The organism is Vibrio harveyi, from assembly GCF_030060435.1.
Lineage (GTDB): Bacteria > Pseudomonadota > Gammaproteobacteria > Enterobacterales > Vibrionaceae > Vibrio > Vibrio harveyi.
Genome location: NZ_CP125875.1, coordinates 2,262,367 through 2,284,955, shown reverse-complemented (window position 1 = coordinate 2,284,955; position 22,589 = coordinate 2,262,367). Strand labels below are relative to the sequence as shown.

The 22,589-nt window shown below is 45.4% G+C and carries 18 protein-coding genes; 13 read left to right on the top strand and 5 right to left on the bottom strand.

From position 1 onward, the window contains the following. Positions 1 to 18 precede the first annotated feature (18 nt). The 11 genes from flgE (at position 19) to QMY49_RS10780 (ending at position 13,917) form a co-directional block, all read left to right on the top strand. A complete protein-coding gene (gene flgE / locus QMY49_RS10830; protein ID WP_005449201.1) occupies positions 19 to 1,332 on the top strand; it encodes a flagellar hook protein FlgE in 1,314 nt (437 codons plus the stop codon). Positions 1,333 to 1,650: 318 nt separating this feature from the next. Beyond that, positions 1,651 to 2,400 (top strand): flagellar basal body rod protein FlgF, encoded by a 750-nt coding sequence (locus QMY49_RS10825; protein WP_005449199.1) that lies wholly within the window; start codon positions 1,651 to 1,653, stop codon positions 2,398 to 2,400. A gap of 18 nt (positions 2,401 to 2,418) precedes the next feature. Continuing rightward, the gene (gene flgG, locus QMY49_RS10820) at positions 2,419 to 3,207 is read left to right on the top strand and encodes a flagellar basal-body rod protein FlgG (protein WP_005449197.1); all 789 of its coding nucleotides are present in this window, start codon (positions 2,419 to 2,421) and stop codon (positions 3,205 to 3,207) included. A gap of 29 nt (positions 3,208 to 3,236) precedes the next feature. Then, entirely contained in the window at positions 3,237 to 4,016 is a 780-nt protein-coding gene (gene flgH / locus QMY49_RS10815; protein ID WP_005449195.1) for a flagellar basal body L-ring protein FlgH, read from the top strand. Between the two features lie 44 nt (positions 4,017 to 4,060). After that, positions 4,061 to 5,152, top strand: coding sequence for a flagellar basal body P-ring protein FlgI (locus QMY49_RS10810; protein ID WP_253650692.1), 1,092 nt, complete (start codon positions 4,061 to 4,063; stop codon positions 5,150 to 5,152). An 18-nt stretch (positions 5,153 to 5,170) separates the two neighbouring features. Next, complete coding sequence (gene flgJ / locus QMY49_RS10805) at positions 5,171 to 6,097, top strand: flagellar assembly peptidoglycan hydrolase FlgJ (RefSeq protein ID WP_283311469.1); 927 nt, start codon at positions 5,171 to 5,173, stop codon at positions 6,095 to 6,097. Between the two features lie 167 nt (positions 6,098 to 6,264). Then, positions 6,265 to 8,178: a flagellar hook-associated protein FlgK gene (gene flgK / locus QMY49_RS10800; protein ID WP_005449189.1), complete on the top strand. Its 1,914-nt coding sequence runs from the start codon at positions 6,265 to 6,267 to the stop codon at positions 8,176 to 8,178. Between the two features lie 13 nt (positions 8,179 to 8,191). Next, positions 8,192 to 9,382, top strand: a complete 1,191-nt coding sequence (gene flgL, locus QMY49_RS10795) for a flagellar hook-associated protein FlgL (RefSeq protein ID WP_005449187.1) — start codon at positions 8,192 to 8,194, stop codon at positions 9,380 to 9,382. Between the two features lie 491 nt (positions 9,383 to 9,873). Continuing rightward, entirely contained in the window at positions 9,874 to 11,028 is a 1,155-nt protein-coding gene (locus QMY49_RS10790) for a flagellin (protein ID WP_283311464.1), read from the top strand. A gap of 516 nt (positions 11,029 to 11,544) precedes the next feature. Further along, positions 11,545 to 12,678 (top strand): flagellin, encoded by a 1,134-nt coding sequence (locus tag QMY49_RS10785; protein WP_005447265.1) that lies wholly within the window; start codon positions 11,545 to 11,547, stop codon positions 12,676 to 12,678. A 114-nt stretch (positions 12,679 to 12,792) separates the two neighbouring features. Further along, on the top strand, positions 12,793 to 13,917 hold the full coding sequence (locus QMY49_RS10780) for a flagellin (RefSeq protein ID WP_283311460.1): 1,125 nt from the start codon (positions 12,793 to 12,795) through the stop codon (positions 13,915 to 13,917). 98 nt (positions 13,918 to 14,015) lie between these two features. Here QMY49_RS10780 and crr read toward each other — a convergent pair whose 3' ends face one another. From crr to cysZ, 5 genes are all read right to left on the bottom strand, one after another. Beyond that, entirely contained in the window at positions 14,016 to 14,525 is a 510-nt protein-coding gene (crr, locus tag QMY49_RS10775; protein WP_005425608.1) for a PTS glucose transporter subunit IIA, read from the bottom strand. A gap of 105 nt (positions 14,526 to 14,630) precedes the next feature. Continuing rightward, complete coding sequence (gene ptsI, locus QMY49_RS10770; protein WP_017818939.1) at positions 14,631 to 16,355, bottom strand: phosphoenolpyruvate-protein phosphotransferase PtsI; 1,725 nt, start codon at positions 16,353 to 16,355, stop codon at positions 14,631 to 14,633. A gap of 139 nt (positions 16,356 to 16,494) precedes the next feature. Then, entirely contained in the window at positions 16,495 to 16,752 is a 258-nt protein-coding gene (locus QMY49_RS10765) for an HPr family phosphocarrier protein (RefSeq protein WP_005436894.1), read from the bottom strand. A 298-nt stretch (positions 16,753 to 17,050) separates the two neighbouring features. Beyond that, entirely contained in the window at positions 17,051 to 18,019 is a 969-nt protein-coding gene (cysK, locus tag QMY49_RS10760) for a cysteine synthase A (RefSeq protein WP_005436896.1), read from the bottom strand. Positions 18,020 to 18,185: 166 nt separating this feature from the next. Beyond that, positions 18,186 to 18,929, bottom strand: coding sequence for a sulfate transporter CysZ (gene cysZ / locus QMY49_RS10755; protein WP_005451544.1), 744 nt, complete (start codon positions 18,927 to 18,929; stop codon positions 18,186 to 18,188). A gap of 249 nt (positions 18,930 to 19,178) precedes the next feature. Here cysZ and zipA point away from each other — a divergent pair, with 249 nt between their 5' ends. Both zipA and ligA read left to right on the top strand, forming a co-directional pair. Further along, positions 19,179 to 20,147, top strand: a complete 969-nt coding sequence (zipA, locus tag QMY49_RS10750; RefSeq protein WP_005451545.1) for a cell division protein ZipA — start codon at positions 19,179 to 19,181, stop codon at positions 20,145 to 20,147. Between the two features lie 88 nt (positions 20,148 to 20,235). Beyond that, positions 20,236 to 22,248 carry an NAD-dependent DNA ligase LigA gene (ligA, locus tag QMY49_RS10745; RefSeq protein WP_283311453.1) on the top strand — a complete coding sequence of 671 codons (2,013 nt, stop codon included), beginning with the start codon at positions 20,236 to 20,238 and terminating at the stop codon, positions 22,246 to 22,248. Positions 22,249 to 22,589 lie beyond the last annotated feature (341 nt).

The following is a 22,589-nucleotide window of genomic DNA, read 5'->3' as shown; positions in this document are numbered from 1 at the left end:
AGGTTAGGAGATTTTGGAATGTCATATGTATCTTTAAGCGGTTTGTCCTCCGCTCAACTGGATTTGAACACCACCAGTAACAACATTGCGAACGCCAACACGTACGGCTTTAAAGAGTCTCGTGCGGAATTCAGCGATGTGTACTCAAACTCTTTGTTCACTAACGCAAAAACCACTCCGGGTGGCGGTGCACAAGCGAACCAAGTGGCGCAACAGTTCCACGAAGGTTCAAGCATTTACACCAATAACCCAATGGATTTGCGTGTATCGGGTACGGGCTTCTTCGCGGTAGCGAAAGATCGTCTTATCCCACAGCAAAATGAAATGACACGTAACGGTGCATTCCATTTGAACAAAGACAACTACATGGTAACAGCGAACGATGAGTTCCTACTTGGTTACCAAGTAAACCCAGAGTCTGGTGAGGTTTCATCTTACGAGCCACAACCAATCAATATTCCTGCAGAATTTGGTAAGCCAAAGCAAACAGCGAACATTGAAGTGGGTGTGAACTTACCTGCTAACGGTGATTTGAAAGATCCAACTCAGTTTGATTTTTCTGACCCGGATACATATAACCGCTCTACGTCTTCGACGATTTATGACTCTATGGGTCAGTCTTACAAGTTAACTACGTACTACTTGAAAGACCAAACTCAACCGAACACGTGGCAAACCTACTACACCGTGACAGATAAAGGTGGTGAGAAGCCATTGAACATCGCAAACGGTGATGCGGCAACGCCAACGGGTCATGTTGGTCACACAATGAAGTTCAACAACGACGGTACATTGGCGAGCCTAAACAATGGTCAGCCAATCACATCGGTAGCGTTGGGCGATCCTGCGACAAACACGACACCACTTGATCTGAACGGTGCGGACATTGCGCAAACACTTAACTTTGGTTTAGGTTCAGCAACACAGTTTGCCGCTCCATTTGAGCTAACTAAGTTCGATGAAGATGGTGCGACAACAGGCTTCCTAACCAAAGTCGACTTTGATGAGAACGGTAGCGTGTTGGGTACTTACTCAAACGGTGAAAACGTAACATTGGGTCGTGTAGCGCTGGTTCGTGTTCCTAACGAGCAAGGTTTGGATAAAAAAGGCGGTACTCAATGGGATTCAACACAGTTCTCTGGTGACAAGATCTGGGGTGAATCTAACAAGGGCTCTTTCGGTACTATTAACAACGGTATGCTAGAGCAATCAAACATTGATATGACTCAGGAGCTGGTGGATCTGATCTCTGCTCAGCGTAACTTCCAAGCGAACTCTCGTGCGCTAGAAGTACATAACCAGCTACAACAAAATATCCTGCAGATTCGCTAGAGCGCTAGTTGATAGCTCACTAGGTAATCTGTTTAATCAAACGCTGCGTGCGCTTGCCGCTTCGTTTGATAACATCATGACATTCATCTGATGCTCAACCTGAAATTACCTCAATTCAGGTTGGGCATGCTTTGATCTCCAGCTTGCCGCTATTGCCGCTAAGCGGATCAAAACATTGCCTCTCTTTTGGTTGATTCTCATTGAATTGCCATCTTAAAGACTGCATTTCATATTCAAGCTTTTGATTAATAACATTATTTTAGTGTTGGCATAACTATTGCTTTTACTCCTTCGTACAGAGAATTTTTGGAGTAATTTATGGATCGCGCACTGTTTCTCGCAATGAGCGGCGCCAAGCAAAATATGCAGGCCCTGCAATTGCGTGCCAACAACTTGGCAAACGTGAGTACAACGGGTTTCCGTGCTGACTTGGCACAAGCTCGTTCTATGCAAGCTTATGGTGAAGGTTTACCTTCACGTGTATTCAGCATGACGGAACGTCCAGGGCACAACTTTGCGCAAGGTAGTGTGATCACTACAGGTCGCGATCTTGATATTACAGTGGAAGGCAGCGGTTGGATTGCGGTTATGGATCAAACTGGTAAAGAAGGTTTGACGCGTAACGGTAACCTAAAAGTTGATCAAAATGGCTTACTGACAAACGCTAGTGGTCATGTGGTACTAGGCGAAAACGACGCGCCAATTACGTTACCCATTCCAGTCTCCAAAATCGAAATCGGTCGTGATGGCACCATCTCTGTACTGCCTCAAGGTGCGCCGGCCGAAGAATTAGAAGTGGTTGATCGTATTAAGCTTGTACGCACAGACGATCAAAGCTTATTTAAAGATACCAATGGCTTATTCCGCCATAAAACTCCAAACCAGCCTTACGAAGCAGACGGCACTATCAGCATCCAAACTGGTGCAATTGAAGGTAGTAACGTAAATGCCGTGGGTGAAATGACTGCTCTGATTGACCTTCAGCGTCAGTTTGAAATGCAAGTCAAGATGATGAGCACCGCTGAAGAGATGGATAAATCTTCAGATTCATTGCTTCGTATGAGTTAACAGAGTTAGAGGTTCACAATGCATCCAGCACTATGGGTAAGTAAAACGGGTCTAGATGCCCAGCAGACCAACATCGCAACGATTTCGAACAACTTGGCGAACGCCTCTACCGTGGGCTACAAAAAAAGCCGCGCGGTATTCGAAGATCTTTTCTACCAAAACATTAACCAGCCTGGGGGTCAATCGTCTCAAAACACTGAACTGCCAAGTGGTTTGATGCTGGGTGCCGGCTCTAAAGTGGTTGCGACACAAAAAGTGCACACGCACGGTAACGCGCAAACTACAACTAACGCTCTCGATATGATGGTAGAGGGTGATGGCTTTTTCCAAGTGACACTGCCAGACGGCAACATTGGTTACACTCGTAACGGCCAGTTCACGCTAAACGGCGAAGGTACGCTAGTGACCTCTGGCTCCGGTTACCCAGTTGAGCCAGAGATCGTGATTCCTGAAGATGCTATCTCGATTACTGTCGGTACTGACGGTGAAGTCTCTGTACGTATCCGTGGTGAGCAAAACAACGTTGTGGTTGGTCAGTTAACCATTACCGATTTCGTAAACCCTGGTGGTCTAGAGCCAATCGGTCAAAACCTTTACCTACCAACAGGCGCAAGCGGTGACCCACAAGAAGGTGTCCCAGGTCTTGATGGTTTGGGCGAAATTCGTCAATCCATGCTTGAAGCATCAAACGTGAACGTGACTGAAGAGTTGGTCAACATGATCGAAGCGCAGCGTGTGTATGAAATGAACTCAAAAGTGATCTCATCTGTCGACAAGATGATGAGCTTCGTTAACCAGCAGCTTTAATCGCTAGAATCGGGATTTAGGAGCCAATGATGAAACGTATTTGTCTACTTGCACTTATCGCTACGATGTCTGGCTGTACGATGCTAGAGCCTATCGAAACAGATGAAGTCAGCCAAGCAACAACAGTGGTTGATGCGGTTGAAGGCGATAAGTCGAAAGACGAGAGCAGCGGCATCATTGATACTCTGCGTGGCAGAAGCGATCCAGTAGCAGGCGATCCGGCATGGGCCCCGATTCATCCTAAGCAAAAGCCAGAGCATTACGCGGCGGCAACGGGCTCTTTGTTTAGCGCAGAACACATTACTGACCTGTACGATGACTCTAAACCTCGTGGCATTGGTGACATCATTACCGTGACGCTCGATGAGACGACTCGTGCGACTAAGAGTGCAAATGCGGATCTATCGAAAACCAACGACGCGAAGATGGAACCGCTGTCGGTGGGTGGTCAAGAGCTGCAAGTGGGCGGTAAGTACAACTTCTCTTACGATTTGAACAACACCAACACGTTTGCTGGCGATTCTTCGGCGAAACAGAGTAACAGCATCAGCGGTTACATTACGGTGGAAGTGATTGAGGTGCTGGCAAACGGCAACCTAGTGATCCGTGGCGAAAAGTGGATGACGCTAAATACGGGTGACGAGTACATTCGCCTGAGCGGCACAATTCGTCCTGATGACATCAACTTCGACAATACTATTGCGTCAAATCGCGTATCTAACGCAAGAATTCAATACTCTGGCACGGGTCTACCACAAGATATGCAAGAGCCTGGTTTCTTGGCACGATTCTTTAATGTAGCCCTATAAAACGCCGCATTGACGGCAATTTGACTGCAAGAGATTAAGTAAGCATGAAAAGAATCCTATTAGCACTGATGAGCGTTGCACTGTTCGCAACCACAGCCCATGCTGCACGTATCAAAGACGTCGCGCAGGTGGCTGGTGTGCGTAGTAACCAACTCGTGGGTTATGGCTTGGTTTCGGGCTTACCAGGAACGGGTGAATCCAATCCGTTTACAGAACAAAGCTTCGCGGCAATGCTGCAAAACTTCGGCATTCAGATGCCGCCGGGCACAAAGCCAAAGATCAAAAACGTTGCCGCAGTAATGGTAACGGCTGAACTACCTGCGTTTTCGAAACCGGGTCAGCAAGTTGACGTGACGGTTTCTTCAATCGGTAGCGCGAAAAGTTTACGTGGCGGTACCTTGTTACAAACTTTCCTAAAAGGTCTAGATGGACAAGTTTATGCCGTTGCTCAAGGTAATCTTGTTGTCAGTGGTTTCAGTGCAGAAGGTGCCGACGGCTCAAAAATCGTTGGTAACAACCCGACGGTCGGTCTTATCTCTAGCGGTGCAACAGTAGAGCGTGAAATCCCAAACCCATTTGGGCGTGGCGACTACATCACATTTAACCTACTGGATTCTGATTTCACGACTGCGCAGCGTATGGCTGATGCGGTAAACAACTTCCTTGGTCCTCAGATGGCAAGTGCTGTCGATGCCACGTCTGTGCGTGTTCGTGCTCCACGAGACATCAGCCAACGCGTTGCATTCCTATCGGCAATTGAGAACCTAGAGTTTGACCCGGCAGATGGCGCAGCAAAGATCATTGTTAACTCTCGCACTGGCACTATCGTGGTCGGTAAGCATGTCCGTCTTAAACCAGCGGCCGTAACGCATGGTGGTATGACAGTCGCAATCAAAGAAAACCTTAACGTTAGTCAGCCGAACAGCTTCTCTGGTGGTCAAACGGTTGTCGTGCCGGATTCTGATATCGAAGTGAGTGAAGAAAAAGGCAAGATGTTCAAGTTTGAACCGGGTTTGACACTGGATGATCTCGTTCGTGCGGTTAATGAAGTTGGTGCAGCACCTTCTGATTTAATGGCGATTCTGCAAGCATTAAAACAAGCTGGTGCCATTGAAGGCCAGTTGATCATCATCTAATCGATTAGGAGGCAAACCATGGTGAACAATCCTAACGATATCGGCTTTATTCACGACATCAGCTCCCTTGATACGCTGCGTCAGAAAGCCGTAAAAGAAGGCAAAGACGGCGAGCATGAAGCACTGCGTGCGGCCGCTCGTCAGTTTGAATCTATCTTTACGTCGATGATGCTGAAATCAATGCGTGAGGCGAATGAAGGCTTCGAATCGAACTTCATGAATAGTCAGAACGAAAAGTTCTACCGCCAAATGCTTGATGAACAAATGGCAAGTGAACTGAGTGCTTCAGGTTCAATGGGGCTAGCTGACATGATTGTTAAGCAGTTGACGGTAGGCCAGGGCGATGACAAGAGTGAAACAGCAATGCGCGATGCGGCAAACAATGCTGTGGAATATCGTCGTGTAGACCCTAAAAAAGCGCGCGAGATTGAGCAGCGCTTGATTGAATCGGGTCAGCTGTCTCGTCCTGGTTCAGAGCCGTCACGTTTTGATACACCAGAATCCTTCGTTAACTCGATGAAGCCTTACGCTGATCGCGCAGCAAAAGCACTGGGTGTCGAGCCGTCATTACTGCTTGCTCAAGCCGCGCTAGAAACAGGCTGGGGGCAAAAGGTGGTGAAGAATGCGCGTGGTAGCAGCAACAACTTATTCAACATCAAAGCGGACAGAAGCTGGCAGGGTGATAAGGTAACGACTCAAACCTTGGAATTCCATGACAATACGCCAGTGAAAGAGACTGCAGCATTCCGCTCTTACTCTAACTACCAAGACAGCTTTAATGATTATGTGCGTTTCTTGAATGAAAATCCGCGCTACGAAACCGCTCTTCAACAGAAAGGTGATTCGGAATTATTTATTCGTGGTATCCATAGTGCAGGTTACGCAACCGATCCAAATTACGCAGACAAAGTACTGCAGGTGAAGCAGAAAATCGAGAGCATGTAATTCATAACGATTTTGAATGCTTAAGACACTTCTTGATAAGGCTTGCTATGGTGCAAGCCTTTCTTTTTTCCTAGGTTTCTCTTTCTTTTCTAAACTGGCACATCTTTTGCTAAATGCTAACTAGGTGATCGGTCAATACCGATTTTATTTCGTTTTTGGGGGCATGTATGGCGTCAGATCTGTTGAATGTGGGTACACAAAGTGTGCTTACTGCTCAGCGACAGTTGAATACGACTGGTCATAACATTTCTAATGCTAATACAGAGGGTTACAGCCGTCAGTCTGTTATCCAAGGCACCAATGACCCACGCCAATTTGGCGGCTCTACCTACGGCATGGGCGTGCATGTGGAAAATGTTCGCCGCTCATGGGATGAATTTGCCGTTAAAGAGCTTAATTTGTCCACCACCAACTACGCCAATAAGCTAGATAACGAAAAGAACCTCGATTTGCTGTCTGGCATGTTGTCTTCTGTGGCATCGAAAAAGATCCCAGAGAACATGAACGAATGGTTTGATGCTGTGAAAACCATGGCGGACACTCCCAATGACATGGGGGCGCGTAAAGTAGTGTTGGAAAAAGCCAAACTGCTTAGCGATACCTTAAACGAATTCCACGAAACCGTACGTCAGCAATCCGATGTGACGAATAAGTCACTGGATATGGGCATTGAACGCGTGAACCAACTTGCCGTTGAGATCCGCGATGTTCATCGATTGATGATGCGAACCCCAGGTCCTCATAACGATTTGATGGACCAACATGAAAAGCTGATTAAAGAGCTGTCTGAATACACCAAAGTTACCGTGACCCCGCGAAAAAATGCTGAAGGTTTCAATGTGCATATTGGTAACGGACATACGCTTGTTTCAGGCACGGAAGCTAGCCAGCTGAAGATGATTGATGGCTTTCCTGACGTCCATGAACGTCGTCTTGCTATGGTTGAAGGTGGCGGCATTAAAGCGATCAAATCGGACGATATTGACGGCAAAATTGGGGCACTATTGAAAATGCGCGACGAGCACATCCCTCAAGTGATGGATGAACTTGGTCGCCTATCGGTTGCTTTTTCAAGTGAAGTGAACCACTTGCAATCACAAGGTTTGGACCACTACGGCAATGTCGGTGACCCTTTGTTTACCGATGTGAACTCAGAGCCGTTAGCGAAATCTCGTGTAGTAGCCGGACCTCAATCTACTGCTGATATGGCGGTATACATCAACGACATTAGTGCGCTGAAAGGCGGTGAGTATTCGCTTCGTTACGATGGCGACAGCTACAGTGTGACGAAGCCGAATGGTGAAACCGTTAAGCTGAACACCGATTCAGGGAATGCGTTCTATCTTGATGGTATGCGAGTGGAAGTGCGCAATGAACCTAAAGTCGGTGAGCACATTTTACTTCGCCCAACGCGCAGCAGTGCGGCACAAATAAAAGTTGAAACCAACGACCCAAAAGCCATTGCAGCGCAAAGCTATGAAGCGTCAACCACATTCGCTCAAGGCAACGCGAAGTTTGAAATCGTTGACGCAGGTGACTTACGAGAGTTTGAGGTAGTGGTTTCTCCTACCGGCGATCAATTTGCTGTTACGGACACCAAAGGCAATGTGCTTATGGCTCCGCAGCCATACCCTCCAACTGGACCTGTGTCGGTAAGCCTACCAAGTAACCATCCTGGTTATAAAAACGGTGGCGCGACGGTATTTGAGCTCACGAGTGGTGCACTACCTAACGATAAGTTTACGGCTAACCTTGTGCCTTCTGAAGGTGATAACGGCAACTTACGTAAGATGCTGAACATTCAAACCGACAAGAAGATGAACGGCAATGAGTCGACTCTGGTTAGTCTTTACTACAACTTGAACACAGATGTGGGTTTGAAGACATCCACTGCAAGTCGCTTAGCCGATGTTGCTCAATTAGAAAGTGAAGCAGCGCAAGAGCGAGTGGCGTCGATCTCGGGGGTAAACCTCGATGAAGAAGCGGCAAACATGATGAAGTTCCAACAGGCGTATATGGCCTCTTCTCGTGTGATGCAGGCGGCAAATGACACCTTCAACACCATCTTGCAATTGCGATAACAGGAGGCCGTAGATGTTAACTCGAATTTCCAGCTTCCATAACTACCAGTCGGTGCAAAACGATTTGCGCCGTCAGGAAAACAAAGTTCACCACAATCAGGAGCAACTTGCTTCTGGTAAGCAGTTGACCAAGCCGAGCGATAACCCGTTGGCGACGCACTACATACAGAGTATTGGTCAACAAGAAGAACAGCTAAAGCAGTACCTTGATGCAATCGTTCTGGTTCGTAACCGACTAGAAAACCAAGAGGTCGTGATTGCCAATGCTGAAGAGTTCACCGATGAATCGAAGCGTATTTCGATGGAAATGATCAACGGTGCTTACTCTCCAGAAGACCGTGCCGCGAAAAAGCGCGAGCTTGAAGAGATTGCCAATAACTTCTTGGCGCTAGTGAACACTCAAGATGAATCAGGTAACTACGTTTTTGCCGGTACTAAGCCGAAAACTCAGCCGTTTTTTAGAGATAACGATGGTAGTGTTGTGTACACCGGCGATGATTACCAACGCAAGATGAAGATTGCGAGCAATATTGAGCTAGGTATCAATTACCCGGGTAACCACTTGTTTTCAGAGATCCCGAATCCGTTTGGTGATTTCGAACCACAATACGATTTACAAGAAGGCTCTGAGTTGTTGCTTGGTCAAGCAACGAGTGCGTCAGAAGATAACTCAAACTACAAAGTGACCTTTGTGGATATGAGTAACGGCAAGTTTGGTTATCAGTTAGAAAAAGATGGCAGCATCGTGCAGGTTGATGATTATTCACCTGTTGATGGCATCAAATACGAAGGCGTGAATATTCAGCTTAAAGGTCAAGTATCGGCTGGCGACAGCATTACGTTAGAGCCACGCCAGACCTTTAGTATTTTTGATGCGTTTAGAGAAACTATGCAATGGTCGGAAAGCTCAGTATCAGACGCTTCGGCGACCGCGAAGCTGCATCAAATGACAGAAGAATTCCAAGCGGCATTTGTTCACATGAACAAAGTAAGAACCGATTTGGGTGCTAAGTTGAGCACGCTCGATATTCAAGAGCAAAACCACGAAGATTTTAATTTGTCTCTGGCGAAAGCGAAGAGCAATTTTGAGGATTTGGATTATTCCAAGGCGGTCATCGAGTTCAGCGAGAACTCACGTGCACTGCAAGCCTCGCAACAGGCTTTTGGTAAAACCAAAGACCTAACGCTATTTAACTATATTTAGCGACACTTAATTCGATCTAGCGCTGCTGAAACCTAGCGAGATGCCCATAGCATCTGAATGGAAGAGTAACGCCTTTAATCCGTAATTTTAATGCCTTATGTGCAAAGCCTTAAGCGCGAGAAATCAACGGAAAATGCCGAGTAACGCGAGCCAAGCGGCACGATTTTACCGAAAGCGGCAATGAGGTTCGCGGCAAATCAAGCGGCAATAGATCAACAACTGGCTGATAACGTAACTCAGCAGAAGGAAAAGGCGAATACGCCCTTTCATTGCTGAACTAACTTGTTGTTTATTTGCTCGTTTTTAAAAGAGTGAGTTATTAAATTCAAGTTGGCACACAAATTGTATTGATGTTGTCAGAACAGACTTACGAGATTCTAAACCCTGCCATATAGGCAGATTTAGCAAGTAATTTTTACGGTCAGTGCTTATCCAAATGAGAGTAAAGCTGGCCGCTTCGCAAAAGCTTGCGAACTCAAAAGGAGAGCAAAATGGCTGTAACAGTTAGTACTAACGTCTCCGCGATGACCGCGCAGCGTTATTTAAACAAGGCGACCAACGAACTTAATACTTCGATGGAACGTCTTTCATCTGGTCACAAGATTAACAGTGCAAAAGACGACGCAGCAGGTCTACAGATCTCTAACCGTCTAACGGCTCAGTCTCGTGGTCTAGATGTGGCAATGCGTAACGCAAACGACGGTATCTCGATTGCCCAAACGGCGGAAGGTGCGATGAACGAAGCGACGTCAGTAATGCAACGTATGCGTGACTTGGCGATCCAATCTTCAAACGGTACTAACTCTCCGGCTGAGCGTCAGGCGATCAACGAAGAGTCATCAGCGTTGACGGATGAACTAAACCGTATCGCAGAAACGACATCATTTGGTGGTCGTCGTCTATTGAACGGTTCGTTTGGTGAAGCAGCATTCCAAATTGGTTCAAGCTCTGGTGAAGCAATGATCATGGCCCTAACAAGCATCCGTGCGGATGACCAACGTATGGGCGGTGTGACTTTCTTCTCTGAGAATGGCAAAGACAAAAACTGGGGTGTTGATCCTGCTAAAGCAGATCTAAAAATCACACTACCAGGTATGGGTGAAGATGAAGATGGCAACCCAGATGATCTAGAAATCAGCATCAATGCGAAAGCAGGCGATGATATTGAAGAGTTGGCAACGTACATCAACGGCCAATCTGATATGATTAACGCATCGGTGAGTGAAGACGGCAAGCTGCAAGTATTTGTAGCGCACCCGAACGTTCAAGGTGAGATTTCAATCTCTGGTGGTCTAGCTTCTGATTTGGGTTTAAGTGACGAGCCAGTACGTACATCAGTACAAGACATCGATATGACAACCGTGCAAGGTTCTCAAAACGCGATTTCAGTATTGGATTCAGCACTTAAGTATGTTGATTCACAACGTGCAGACCTAGGTGCGAAGCAAAACCGTCTAAGCCACAGCATCAACAACTTGGCAAACATCCAAGAAAACGTCGATGCGTCTAACAGCCGAATTAAAGATACGGACTTTGCGAAAGAAACAACGCAAATGACCAAAGCGCAAATTTTGCAACAAGCAGGTACTTCGATTCTTGCTCAAGCGAAACAATTGCCAAACTCTGCGATGTCACTATTGCAGTAGTTTACCTAGCCTGTACTCAATACATTCAGACGTGGATGGGAATGCAGGCTTTTGGCAAGCAACTTTATAATAGAATGTGCGGCTCTCTCATCTCTCACCTGCCAATCATTTTCAATGTAAGGTTGCACCCGGTGTGTCGGATATGTGTTCATTTCTCTTGATCTCCACATAGGCTCTGGCTACCAACCTAGCCCCGGTTCTCTCAAAGGAAAAGGGGCTTTTTCTTTTCTATCTTCCAGCAAATCTCCTTACTGATACCGCTCTAACTGACTGCTTTTATTCGCTTTTGGTTGTTTTATGTACAAAATATTCCGCTCGGCGTAAATCTAAGAAACTTGAGCGCTTTTTTCTACTTTTCTCCAATTTTTCTAGCCAAATCTCGCTAATTCACTTTTTTTTATTTTTTCCTAAAGCTTCTGAAATCCGAGTCGTTAATAGAAGTAACTTTGAGAGAACTACTTGGTTTTCCGAGACGTCGGAAACCGCTACATCGGAAAATCAATTGGAGAAATCACCATGGCAGTGAATGTAAACACTAACGTATCAGCGATGACCGCTCAGCGTTACCTAAACAACGCAAACTCAGCACAACAAACTTCAATGGAACGTTTGTCTTCAGGTTTCAAAATCAACAGCGCGAAAGATGACGCTGCGGGCCTTCAAATCTCGAACCGCTTGAACGTACAAAGCCGTGGCTTGGATGTAGCTGTTCGTAACGCGAACGACGGTATCTCGATTGCACAAACAGCAGAAGGTGCAATGAACGAGACAACCAACATCCTACAACGTATGCGTGACCTATCTCTTCAATCAGCGAACGGCTCTAACTCAAAGTCTGAGCGTGTTGCGATTCAAGAAGAAGTAACGGCACTAAACGACGAACTAAACCGTATCGCTGAAACAACATCATTCGGTGGTAACCGTCTACTTAACGGTACTTACGGTACTCAGTCTTTCCAAATTGGTGCGGACAACGGTGAAGCCGTGATGCTAAACCTAAAAGACATGCGCTCTGACAACCAAATGATGGGCGGCGTGAGCTACCAAGCTGAAAAAGGCAAAGATAAAGACTGGGGTGTTGAAGCGGGCAAAAACGACCTGAAAATCAGTCTGACAGACAGCTTCGGTAAAGAGCAAGAAATCAACATCAGCGCAAAAGCGGGTGACGATATCGAAGAGCTTGCGACTTACATCAACGGTCAAACAGACCTAGTAAAAGCATCAGTAGACCAAGACGGTAAACTGCAAGTTTTCGCTGGTAACAACAAAGTTGAAGGCGAAGTAGAGTTTTCTGGCGGTCTTTCTGGTGAGTTAGGTCTAAGCGATGGTAAGAAAGTAACGGTTGATACCATCGATGTAACATCAGTAGGTGGCGCACAAGAATCTGTCGCTATCATTGATGCGGCGTTGAAATACGTAGATAGCCACCGTGCAGAGCTAGGTGCTTTCCAAAACCGTTTCAACCACGCAATCAGCAACTTGGACAACATCAACGAGAACGTGAACGCGTCGAAGAGCCGTATTAAAGATACCGACTTCGCGAAAGAAACAACTCAAATGACTAAGTCACAAATTCTATCGCAAGCGTCAAGCTCAATCCTTGCGCAAGCGAAACAAGCGCCTAACTCAGCGCTAAGCCTACTAGGTTAATCAACCTAATACGACGCGATACAAAAGCCAGGTTCATCCCTGGCTTTTTGCATATTCGAATCACGCATTAGGGACACCGAATAGGATAGGTGACAAGGAGTTTGTATCGATTAGATGGTCTCTTTAAATACCAATGTCACTGCGATGATGACGCAGCGACATCTCAGTCATGCGGCTGAGCAAAACATAGAGTCTCAGCGAAACCTCACCTCGGGTTATCGGATTAATTCCGCCAGTGATGATGCTGCAGGTCTGCAAATCTCCAATACTCTTAATGTCCAAACGAGAGGGCTTGATGTCGCCTTGAGAAATGCGCACGATGCGTATTCGGTGGCACAAACCGCAGAAGGCGCTCTGCATGAGAGCAGTGATATATTGCAACGCTTGCGCTCTCTGGGGCTTCAAGCGGCAAACGGCAGTAATGACTCAAGTGATCGGCAAAGTATTCAATACGAGGTCGTAGCGCTGCAAGATGAGCTTGATCGTGTCGCGATCACGACGACATTTGCAGATAAAAACCTGTTTGATGGTTCTTACGGCTCGCAAAGCTTCCATATTGGTGCGAATGCCAACTCTATCTCTCTGACACTGCGAAATATGCGCAGTCACATCCCGGAGATGGGAGGGCAGCATTATGTTGGTGATGCAGTCGGTAAAGATTGGCGAGTCACTAAAGATAATCAAACCCTTAAATTTGAATACCAAGACAGTAAAGGGCAAACCCAAACAGAATCTATTGGGCTCAAACTAGGAGATCGCATCGAGCAGGTTGCCACTTACATCAATGCACAGCAATCGATAGTGAGTGCCTCAGTGACTGAAAACAATGAACTGCAATTCTTTGCCTCGACGCTGAATGCACCTGAAGGTGTAACGTTAGAGGGTAGTTTGGCGGATGAGCTTGATGTTACTGCTGATGGGCTCATCACAATGGACGACATCGATATGTCGACTGTTGGTGGGGCACAGCTTTCGATTGGAGTGATTGATGCGGCAATTAAGTATGTTGATTCGCATCGAAGTGAAATAGGTGGCTTCCAAAACCGGGTTAGCGGCACGATGGATAACCTTAACACGGTGAACCGGAGTGTGACCGAATCAAAAGGGCGGATACGCGATACTGATTTTGCTCGTGAGTCGACGGAGATGGTACGGTCACAAGTGCTGCAAGATGCGACTACCGCATTATTAGCCCAAGCGAAGCAGAGACCGAGCTCGGCACTTGGCTTGCTCAGTTGAGCGGGTTGCAGCGATGAATATCGCTCAGGAACAAAAGTTTCAGGTAATAAAAAACGCTGCCAATGGCAGCGTTTTTTTCGTGTTCAGCTAAGTAAAAATTACTTAGTTACACGTAGAACTGGAGTTTCACCAACAGTAACAGAACCAGAAAGCTTGTTTAGCTCTTTGATTTCGTCCATGTTAGAGATAACAACTGGAGTTAGCGTTGATTTCGCTTTCTCTTCTAGAAGAGCTAGGTCGAATTCAATTACAGTGTCGCCAGCTTTAACAGTTTGACCTTCTTCAGCGATACGCTTGAAGCCTTCGCCTTTAAGTTCAACAGTATCGATACCGAAGTGAACGAAAAGCTCAACACCGTCGTCAGACTCGATAGAGAACGCGTGGTTCGTTTCGAAGATCTTACCGATAGTACCGTTTACAGGAGCTACCATTTTGTTACCAGCAGGTTTGATAGCAATACCATCACCAACGATTTTCTCAGCGAAAACAACATCTGGCACATCTTCAATGTTCACGATCTCACCAGAAAGTGGTGCGATGATTTCGATTGCACCTGCGTCAGCGCTGTCGTCAGATACTAGCTTCTTAAGTTTGTCAAACAGACCCATTGTGTCATGCTCCTAACGTTTTATTTAATTCTGTCGAATTATAGTATACCAATCTTTCGAGATAGACGACTTTTTTTAACCGCCTATCTCATTGGAATTAGTTGATTATTGAGTTTTCTCTGCAATGAACTTTTCTACAACTGCTTCAATTTCTGCTGCTGTTGGTAGAGAAAGTGCTTCTTCAGCCATTGCTTTCACTTCTGCGAAGTTAGAGTTACGGATAACTTTCTTCACTTTAGGGATAGAGATGCCGCTCATTGAGAACTCGTCTAGACCCATACCTAGAAGTAGAAGTGTTGCACGCTCATCACCTGCTAGCTCACCACACATACCAGTCCACTTACCTTCAGCGTGAGAAGCGTCGATAACTTGCTTAATCACAGTAAGTACAGCTGGTGATAGTGGGTTGTATAGGTGAGAAATCATCTCGTTACCACGGTCAACCGCTAGTGTGTACTGAGTTAGGTCATTTGTACCGATAGAGAAGAAAGATACTTCCTTCGCTAGGTGGTGCGCGATAGCTGCTGCAGCTGGAGTCTCAACCATTACACCGATTTCGATGTTTTCGTCGAATGCATGACCTTCAGCGCGTAGTTCTGCTTTGTACTCTTCGATCGCTTTCTTAAGCTCACGGATTTCTTCAACAGAGATGATCATTGGGAACATGATACGCAGTTTACCGTGTGCAGATGCACGTAGGATACCACGTAGCTGGTCACGTAGGATTTCACGACGATCCAAGCTGATACGTACTGCACGCCAGCCTAGGAACGGGTTCATCTCTTTTGGAAGATCCATGTATGGAAGATCTTTGTCGCCGCCGATATCCATAGTACGGATGATCACAGCGTGACCGTTCATTGCTTCAGCAACTTCTTTGTAAGCTTGGTATTGCTCTTCTTCAGTTGGAAGTGCGTCACGGTCCATGAATAGGAATTCAGTACGGTACAGACCAACACCTTCACCACCGTTACGGATGATACCGTCACAGTCTTTAACAGTACCGATGTTACCGCAAACTTCTACGCGGTGACCGTCAGTTGTTTCTGCGTGTAGGTCTTTTAGCTTAGCTAGCTCTTCTTTTTCAGCAAGGAATGCAGCTTTAACTGCTTTTGCTTCTTCTAGCTCAGCGTCAGATGGGTTGATAACGATCTTGTTGTTCATCGCATCAAGAATCAGCATGTCGCCGTTCTTAACTTGCTTAGTGATGTCGTTAGTACCAACGATAGCTGGAAGCTCAAGAGAGCGAGCCATGATTGAAGTGTGAGAAGTGCGACCACCGATGTCACAAGCAAAACCAAGAACGTAGTCTAGGTTGATCTGCGCAGTTTCAGATGGCGTTAGGTCGTAAGCTACTAGGATAACTTCTTGATCAATATCGCTTAGAGAAACGATGTTGATACCTAGAGCGTTCTTAACGAAACGAGAACCGATATCACGGATGTCAGTTGCACGTTCTTTCAGGTATTCGTCGTCTAGAGACTCAAGAGCCGTTGCTTGCTCTTCGATCACAGAGTGGATCGCGTGGTCAGCAGACATTTTGTCGTTTTTGATAAGTGCTAGGATTTCTTCTTCTAGCTCTTCGTCTTCAAGAAGCATGATGTGACCTTCAAAGATCGCTTCTTTTTCTTCGCCAAACGTTTCAAGCGCTTTTTGCTTGATAGTTTCTAGTTGAGCAGAAGATTTGTTACGAGCGTCAAAGAAACGTGCAACTTCTGCTTCTACTTGATCATCAGAAATAGTGTTTGTGTTTAGGACAATTTCATCTTCTTGAAGTAGTAGTGCTTTACCGATTGCAATACCAGGAGATGCTAGGATGCCTGAAATCATAGCCTTACCTTAAGTTGGTCAACTTTATAAAACGGGAGAATAATGGGTGCGCTAACGAATAGTTTTAGCTTAGTTTTGAGTCTATTTCCAACGAAGCCATTTTGCTTTCACAAAATGGCTTCTGAAATAGGAGACCGAATTAGTGTAGTTGGTCCATTAGAGCAACTAGGTGGTCAACTGCTTGCTGAGCTTGTGGGCCTTCAGCTGAGATAGTTACTAGAGTACCTTTTACTAGGCCTAGTGTTTGTAGCTTGAATAGGCTCTTAGCGCTAGCGCTTTTACCGTTAGAAGTCACAGTGATGTCCGCGTCGAATGCTTTAGCTTCTTTAACGAACTGTGCAGCTGGACGAGTGTGAAGACCGTTTTCTGCTGTGATTTCTACTTGCTTCTCGTACATGTGATATACCCCAATAAATGTATTTTTTTGTTAGTTTGTGACTAAGTTTTAGCTTAACTGCTTTACACCTTGTGCGCTAGCACGGGAGAGTTCAAAGCGTGTCAGAACTGATACTAGTCAAAAGTTTGGTAATTACGCAACTGTTTGCGTGCGTAATTACACTGAAACCTTTTTGGTTTAGATTCTTTATTTTGAACCTAAAAATAAAACACCCTGATATTACCAAAGGTGGGGCAGGGATCAACAAAAAAGCCCCTGAACGGGGCTTTTTTAAACGAAAAATTGATTTGACCACATATTACTGTTGGTTCTCTTTCTCGGTAAAGATACCAGCAAATAGTGCTGTACTTAGGTAACGTTCACCAGAGCTTGGTAGAACTGTTACGATTGTTTTTCCTTCAAATTCAGGAAGTTCCGCGAGTCGGTTTGCTGCAACGACTGCTGCACCTGATGAGATGCCAGCTAGGATGCCTTCTTCTTCCATTAGGCGACGAGCCATCTCGATCGCTTCTTCAGAAGTCACTTGCTCAACACGGTCTAGAAGTTCTAAATCTAAGTTACCAGGGATGAAACCTGCACCAATACCTTGGATTTTGTGAGGCGCTGGTTGGATTTCTTCACCTGCTAGCGCTTGCGCAATTACTGGTGATTCTGCTGGCTCTACTGCAACAGATGTGATGGCTTTGCCTTTCTCACCTTTGATGTAGCGGCTTGTGCCTGTGATGGTACCGCCTGTACCTACACCTGCTACGAATACATCGATTTCACCGTCTGTTGCTTCCCAGATTTCTGGACCAGTTGTCTTCTCGTGAATCTCTGGGTTGGCAGGGTTGTTGAACTGCTGTAGAAGAAGGTATTTGTCTGGATTGCTTGCAACGATTTCTTCCGCTTTAGCGATCGCGCCTTTCATACCTTTTGCTGCTTCTGTTAGTTCTAGGTTTGCACCTAGCGCTTTAAGAAGCTTACGACGCTCAAGGCTCATTGATTCTGGCATTGTCAGAGTGAGCTTGTAACCGCGAGCGGCTGCTACGAATGCAAGTGCAACACCTGTGTTACCACTGGTTGGCTCAACTAGCTCAACGCCCGGCTTAAGAGTACCTGCCTTTTCTGCTTCCCAAATCATGTTCGCACCAATACGGCACTTAACACTGAAGCTTGGGTTACGCGCTTCGATTTTCGCCAAAACTTTACCTTTGCTCACTTTATTCAAGCGAACAAGAGGTGTGTTACCGATAGTAAGAGAGTTGTCTTCGTAGATCTTGCTCATAGTGATGTTCCTTCATTACACGATATTGTGAATATGAGTAGAAGAATATGCGGTCTCAAAAAAAGGGAAAAGGATTAAAAAGTTATATCTTATGAGGTTGGTCGAGAATTGAGCAAAATGAAAGGGGAGGCGTCTAAAACCTCCCCGTATCGAATGAAAGTGTGAGTTATTGTTGATGCTTAAATTCGTTCACCCACATTGCAGTTGCACCGCAGACAGCAACAGGCATAACAATTAGGTTAAGAATTGGAATCGTGGTAAACACCGAAACCAACACTCCAAAGCCATAGGCTTTCCCTTGCTTTTGTTTCAATTTGTAACGCATCTCGTTGAAAGACACTTTATGGTTATCAAACGGATAGTCACAGTACTGGATAGCAAGCATCCAAGCGGTGAAGATGAACCACAAGAAAGGTCCAACCGTTTGCCCGAGTGCAGGGATCAACAGAAGAAGAAACAAGCCAATCGCTTTTGGTAGGACATAAAGCAATTTTCGCCATTCTCGTGCTAGCACGCGAGGGACATCTTTTATAACCGCAGCCATGCCATCATCATTCACTTTTTGACCCGTTAAGGACTCTTCGACTTTTTCAGCGAGTAAACCATTGAATGGTGCGGCGATGAAGTTAGCTAATGTACTAAAGAAATAAGAGAATGTGGCGAGAATAGTTAACACCAATATTGGCCATAATATGTAGGTAAGCCAAGAGAGAAAATCTGGTAACTGACCAATCCAGTTCTGGATCCAAACATCGAGATGGGAGAATAGATAGAAAATCGCGCCACCCACGAGTAATACGTTGGCAAGTAATGGCAAAACCACAAAGCGACGGATCTCCGGAGAGAGTGCTATTTGAATCCCATATAGGAAGTAACCGAATCCGGTTCTAGGCTGATTATTCAACTTCATATCTATTTTGTTTCGTGTAAGTGAAAACTCATTGTACCTGTGGATGGTTTTCTTTCAATGCCCTAACATTTTGGGTCTTGTAAAGTGGAATCGTGGCAAGAATCACAACAAAAAACCGAACTTCTTGCATTAAGTTGTTCTAAACCTACATATAGTTTTGGTAAAGTAAAAGCATCATTCGGATTTATTGCACTTGGGTTACTGCTCAAGGATGTGCGAGTAGTAGAACAAGTAGATTGAGAGTAAATAATGCAGGAATTGCGATTCGTACTCATTGTTGTTGGCGCATTAGCCATCGCCGCATTGCTATTTCATGGTCTGTGGACAAGCAAAAAAGAAGGCAAAGCAAAATTTGGTAACAAGCCGCTTGGTAAGTTGGATGTTGACCAAGAGGATAAAGAGTCTCCAGAACAAGAGCGTGATTTTGCTCCTGCTCCAGAAGACGACTTCGAAATCATCCGTAAAGATCGCAAAGAGCCAGACTTTGGGATGGAGAATTCATTTGATAATAAATTCGCTTCTGATCCTCTGATCGATGATGTTCTTGATGTAAAAGAAGAGAAAGAGCATAAAGAAGAGCAAGAAATCCCAGCTTTTGTTGCGACAAAAACAGAAGAAGACGTGGTAGAGCCAGTTTTACAAGAGTCAGTAGACACTTTTGCTGAAAACGAAACTATCGCGGAAAAAGAAGAAATTATCGAACCGGTATTTGAAACAACGGTGGTACCAGAATCGGCAGAAGTAGAGATTGCGCCTGTAATGACAGAGGTAGCGGTTGAAGAGCCGAAGCCAGAGCCAGAAATGCAAGTGATTGTGTTAAATGTGCACTGTGCAGGCGAAGAGCCATTTATTGGTACTAAGCTATTCGATAGCCTTCAGCAAAACGGTTTGATTTACGGTGAAATGAATATCTTCCATCGTCATGTGGACTTGTCTGGCAATGGTAAAGTGTTATTCAGTGTTGCAAACATGATGCAGCCGGGTACGTTAGAGCACGGTGACCCAGCAGAGTTTTCAACGAAAGGTATTTCCTTCTTTATGACTCTCCCTTGCTATGGTGAAGCAGACCAAAACTTCAACCTTATGCTGCGTATTGCACAGCAAGTCGCGGACGATATGGGGGGGAACGTACTGGATGATCAACGTAACCTGATGACACCTGATCGATTAGCATCATATCGACGTCAAATAGTTGAGTTTAATGCTGCTAACGCATAACCTTAACACCAAATAATGATAGGGCTCCGTTAGGAGCCCTTTTTCTTAGATTCCCAACCTCATTAATGAATATACACGGGGCTTTAATATGTCTGAATCAGTACATCAGCGACTAGAAGAGCTAAAAGAGTCGTTGCATTACCACGCGGTTCGTTACTACGTGGAAGATAACCCAGAGATTCCAGATGCAGAATACGATCGTATGATGCGTGAATTATTGGATATTGAAGCCGAACACCCAGAACTGGTTACCGTCGACTCTCCAAGTCAACGCGTAGGAGGTCAGCCACTGTCTGAGTTCAGCCAAGTTACTCATGAAGTGCCGATGCTATCGTTGGATAACGCTTTTGATGATACGGAACTGGATGGTTTTCATAAACGCGCTCAAGATCGCGTTGTCGGTCATACCATCAAACAGTACTGCTGTGAGCCTAAGCTTGACGGTTTGGCTGTAAGTCTATTGTACGAAGATGGTGTCTTGGTCCAGGCTGCGACACGTGGTGATGGTACTACTGGTGAAAACATCACGGAAAATGTACGTACCATCAGCGCAATTCCATTAAAGCTGCAGGGTAAAGACTGGCCAACACGTCTAGAAGTTCGTGGTGAAGTCTTTATGCCAAAAGCGGGTTTTGACAAACTTAACGAGATCGCTCGTCAAAAAGGCGAGAAAGTTTTTGTTAACCCACGTAACGCGGCGGCGGGCAGTCTGCGTCAACTAGATTCACGTATTACCGCTTCGCGTCCATTGAGCTTTTATGCTTACAGCGTTGGCGTTGTTGAAGGTGCTACGTTAGCAAACAGCCACTACGAGCGATTCTTACAAATCAAATCTTGGGGCTTACCAATGTGCCCTGAAACCAAGCGAGTCGATAACTTGGAAGAGGTAAAAGCCTACTACCAAGACATTCTTAACCGTCGTGAAGCTTTGGCGTATGAAATTGATGGCGTCGTCATTAAAGTTGATGATATTGCAATTCAAGAGCGTTTGGGTTTTGTTGCTCGTGCTCCTCGTTGGGCAATCGCGTATAAATTCCCTGCGCAAGAAGAAATTACCACGCTAAATGATGTGGAGTTCCAAGTTGGCCGTACAGGTGCCATTACGCCAGTAGCTAAGCTTGAGCCAGTATTTGTTGGTGGTGTCACGGTAAGTAATGCAACTCTTCACAACGCAGACGAGATTGAACGTTTACAAGTGATGGTAGGTGATCAAGTAGTGATTCGTCGTGCTGGTGATGTGATTCCGCAAGTTGTCTCTGTTATCAAAGAACGTCGCTCAGAAACGGCGCGCGAGATCCTATTCCCCAATGCTTGTCCGGTATGTGGCTCTCATGTTGAACGTATCGAAGGTGAAGCCGTTACACGTTGTACTGGTGGTTTAGTATGTCAGGCTCAACGTAAAGAAGCGTTAAAACACTTTGTGTCTCGTAAGGCGCTAGATGTAGACGGATTGGGCGAGAAGGTCATTGAACAATTGGTTGATCGTGAGATGGTCGAAACACCAGCTGACCTGTTCAAGCTTTCTGCAGGCGTACTGACGGTCTTGGAACGAATGGGACCGAAATCGGCAACCAACGTTGTTAATGCTCTTGAGAAATCAAAACTAACAACATTGCCACGTTTCTTGTACTCACTTGGTATCCGAGAAGTCGGTGAAGCTACAGCTGCAAACCTTGCACAACATTTCAAGAATCTTGAAATCATTGAGCAAGCAACAGAAGAGCAGTTGGTTGAGGTTCAAGATATTGGTGTGGTCGTAGCAAAACACATTACCACTTTCTTCAGCGAAGAGAAAAACCAAGCGGTTGTACAAGACCTACTGGCGCAGGGCATTCACTGGCCAGAAATCGCCACACCACAGGAAGGGGTCGAATTACCTTTGGAAGGTAAAACCGTGGTGTTAACCGGTACGCTTTCTCAGTTAGGTCGTTCAGAGGCGAAAGAAGCACTACAGAATTTAGGCGCAAAAGTAACTGGTAGTGTTTCGAAGAAAACAGATATTTTGTTTGCTGGAGAAAATGCCGGTTCTAAGCTAGCTAAAGCTCAAGAACTTGGAATTGAGATTCAAACTGAGCAAGACTTACTCAATTTGATGAAATAACTCTCCTAAAAAAAGATAAAAAATACCTAAAAGCCCCAAGTGTCAGTCGCTTGGGGCTTTTTCTTGGCAATTAAAAAGTCACTCAATAACCGTTCAAATACCACTTTTCCTGATTTCAGTGATCAGGATCTCTCCTTACGTTATTCTTCTTTTATAACTAAAACTCTGCGATCGACTTCAAAATAGAATGGATGGGTTTTTATTATGTATTTGATATTTAAAGCCTTTTCTTTGATTTGTGTCTTTGGTGTTAAAAATAAGATCTGGATCAACAACTTATATGGAACTTTGGCGTTGGTCATATTTTTTTAGAAAAAAAATAAGTTCCATTTGGATGTTTT

Coding starts and splice junctions, on each gene's coding strand:
- cysK (WP_005436896.1), bottom strand. CDS start 18,019: ATGAGCAAGATCTACGAAGACAACTCTCTTACTATCGGTAACACACCT.
- flgH (WP_005449195.1), top strand. CDS start 3,237: ATGAAACGTATTTGTCTACTTGCACTTATCGCTACGATGTCTGGCTGT.
- QMY49_RS10785 (WP_005447265.1), top strand. CDS start 11,545: ATGGCAGTGAATGTAAACACTAACGTATCAGCGATGACCGCTCAGCGT.
- flgL (WP_005449187.1), top strand. CDS start 8,192: ATGTTAACTCGAATTTCCAGCTTCCATAACTACCAGTCGGTGCAAAAC.
- flgK (WP_005449189.1), top strand. CDS start 6,265: ATGGCGTCAGATCTGTTGAATGTGGGTACACAAAGTGTGCTTACTGCT.
- cysZ (WP_005451544.1), bottom strand. CDS start 18,929: ATGAAGTTGAATAATCAGCCTAGAACCGGATTCGGTTACTTCCTATAT.
- zipA (WP_005451545.1), top strand. CDS start 19,179: ATGCAGGAATTGCGATTCGTACTCATTGTTGTTGGCGCATTAGCCATC.
- ligA (WP_283311453.1), top strand. CDS start 20,236: ATGTCTGAATCAGTACATCAGCGACTAGAAGAGCTAAAAGAGTCGTTG.
- flgG (WP_005449197.1), top strand. CDS start 2,419: ATGCATCCAGCACTATGGGTAAGTAAAACGGGTCTAGATGCCCAGCAG.
- QMY49_RS10780 (WP_283311460.1), top strand. CDS start 12,793: ATGGTCTCTTTAAATACCAATGTCACTGCGATGATGACGCAGCGACAT.
- QMY49_RS10765 (WP_005436894.1), bottom strand. CDS start 16,752: ATGTACGAGAAGCAAGTAGAAATCACAGCAGAAAACGGTCTTCACACT.
- QMY49_RS10810 (WP_253650692.1), top strand. CDS start 4,061: ATGAAAAGAATCCTATTAGCACTGATGAGCGTTGCACTGTTCGCAACC.
- ptsI (WP_017818939.1), bottom strand. CDS start 16,355: ATGATTTCAGGCATCCTAGCATCTCCTGGTATTGCAATCGGTAAAGCA.
- QMY49_RS10790 (WP_283311464.1), top strand. CDS start 9,874: ATGGCTGTAACAGTTAGTACTAACGTCTCCGCGATGACCGCGCAGCGT.
- flgE (WP_005449201.1), top strand. CDS start 19: ATGTCATATGTATCTTTAAGCGGTTTGTCCTCCGCTCAACTGGATTTG.
- QMY49_RS10825 (WP_005449199.1), top strand. CDS start 1,651: ATGGATCGCGCACTGTTTCTCGCAATGAGCGGCGCCAAGCAAAATATG.
- flgJ (WP_283311469.1), top strand. CDS start 5,171: ATGGTGAACAATCCTAACGATATCGGCTTTATTCACGACATCAGCTCC.
- crr (WP_005425608.1), bottom strand. CDS start 14,525: ATGGGTCTGTTTGACAAACTTAAGAAGCTAGTATCTGACGACAGCGCT.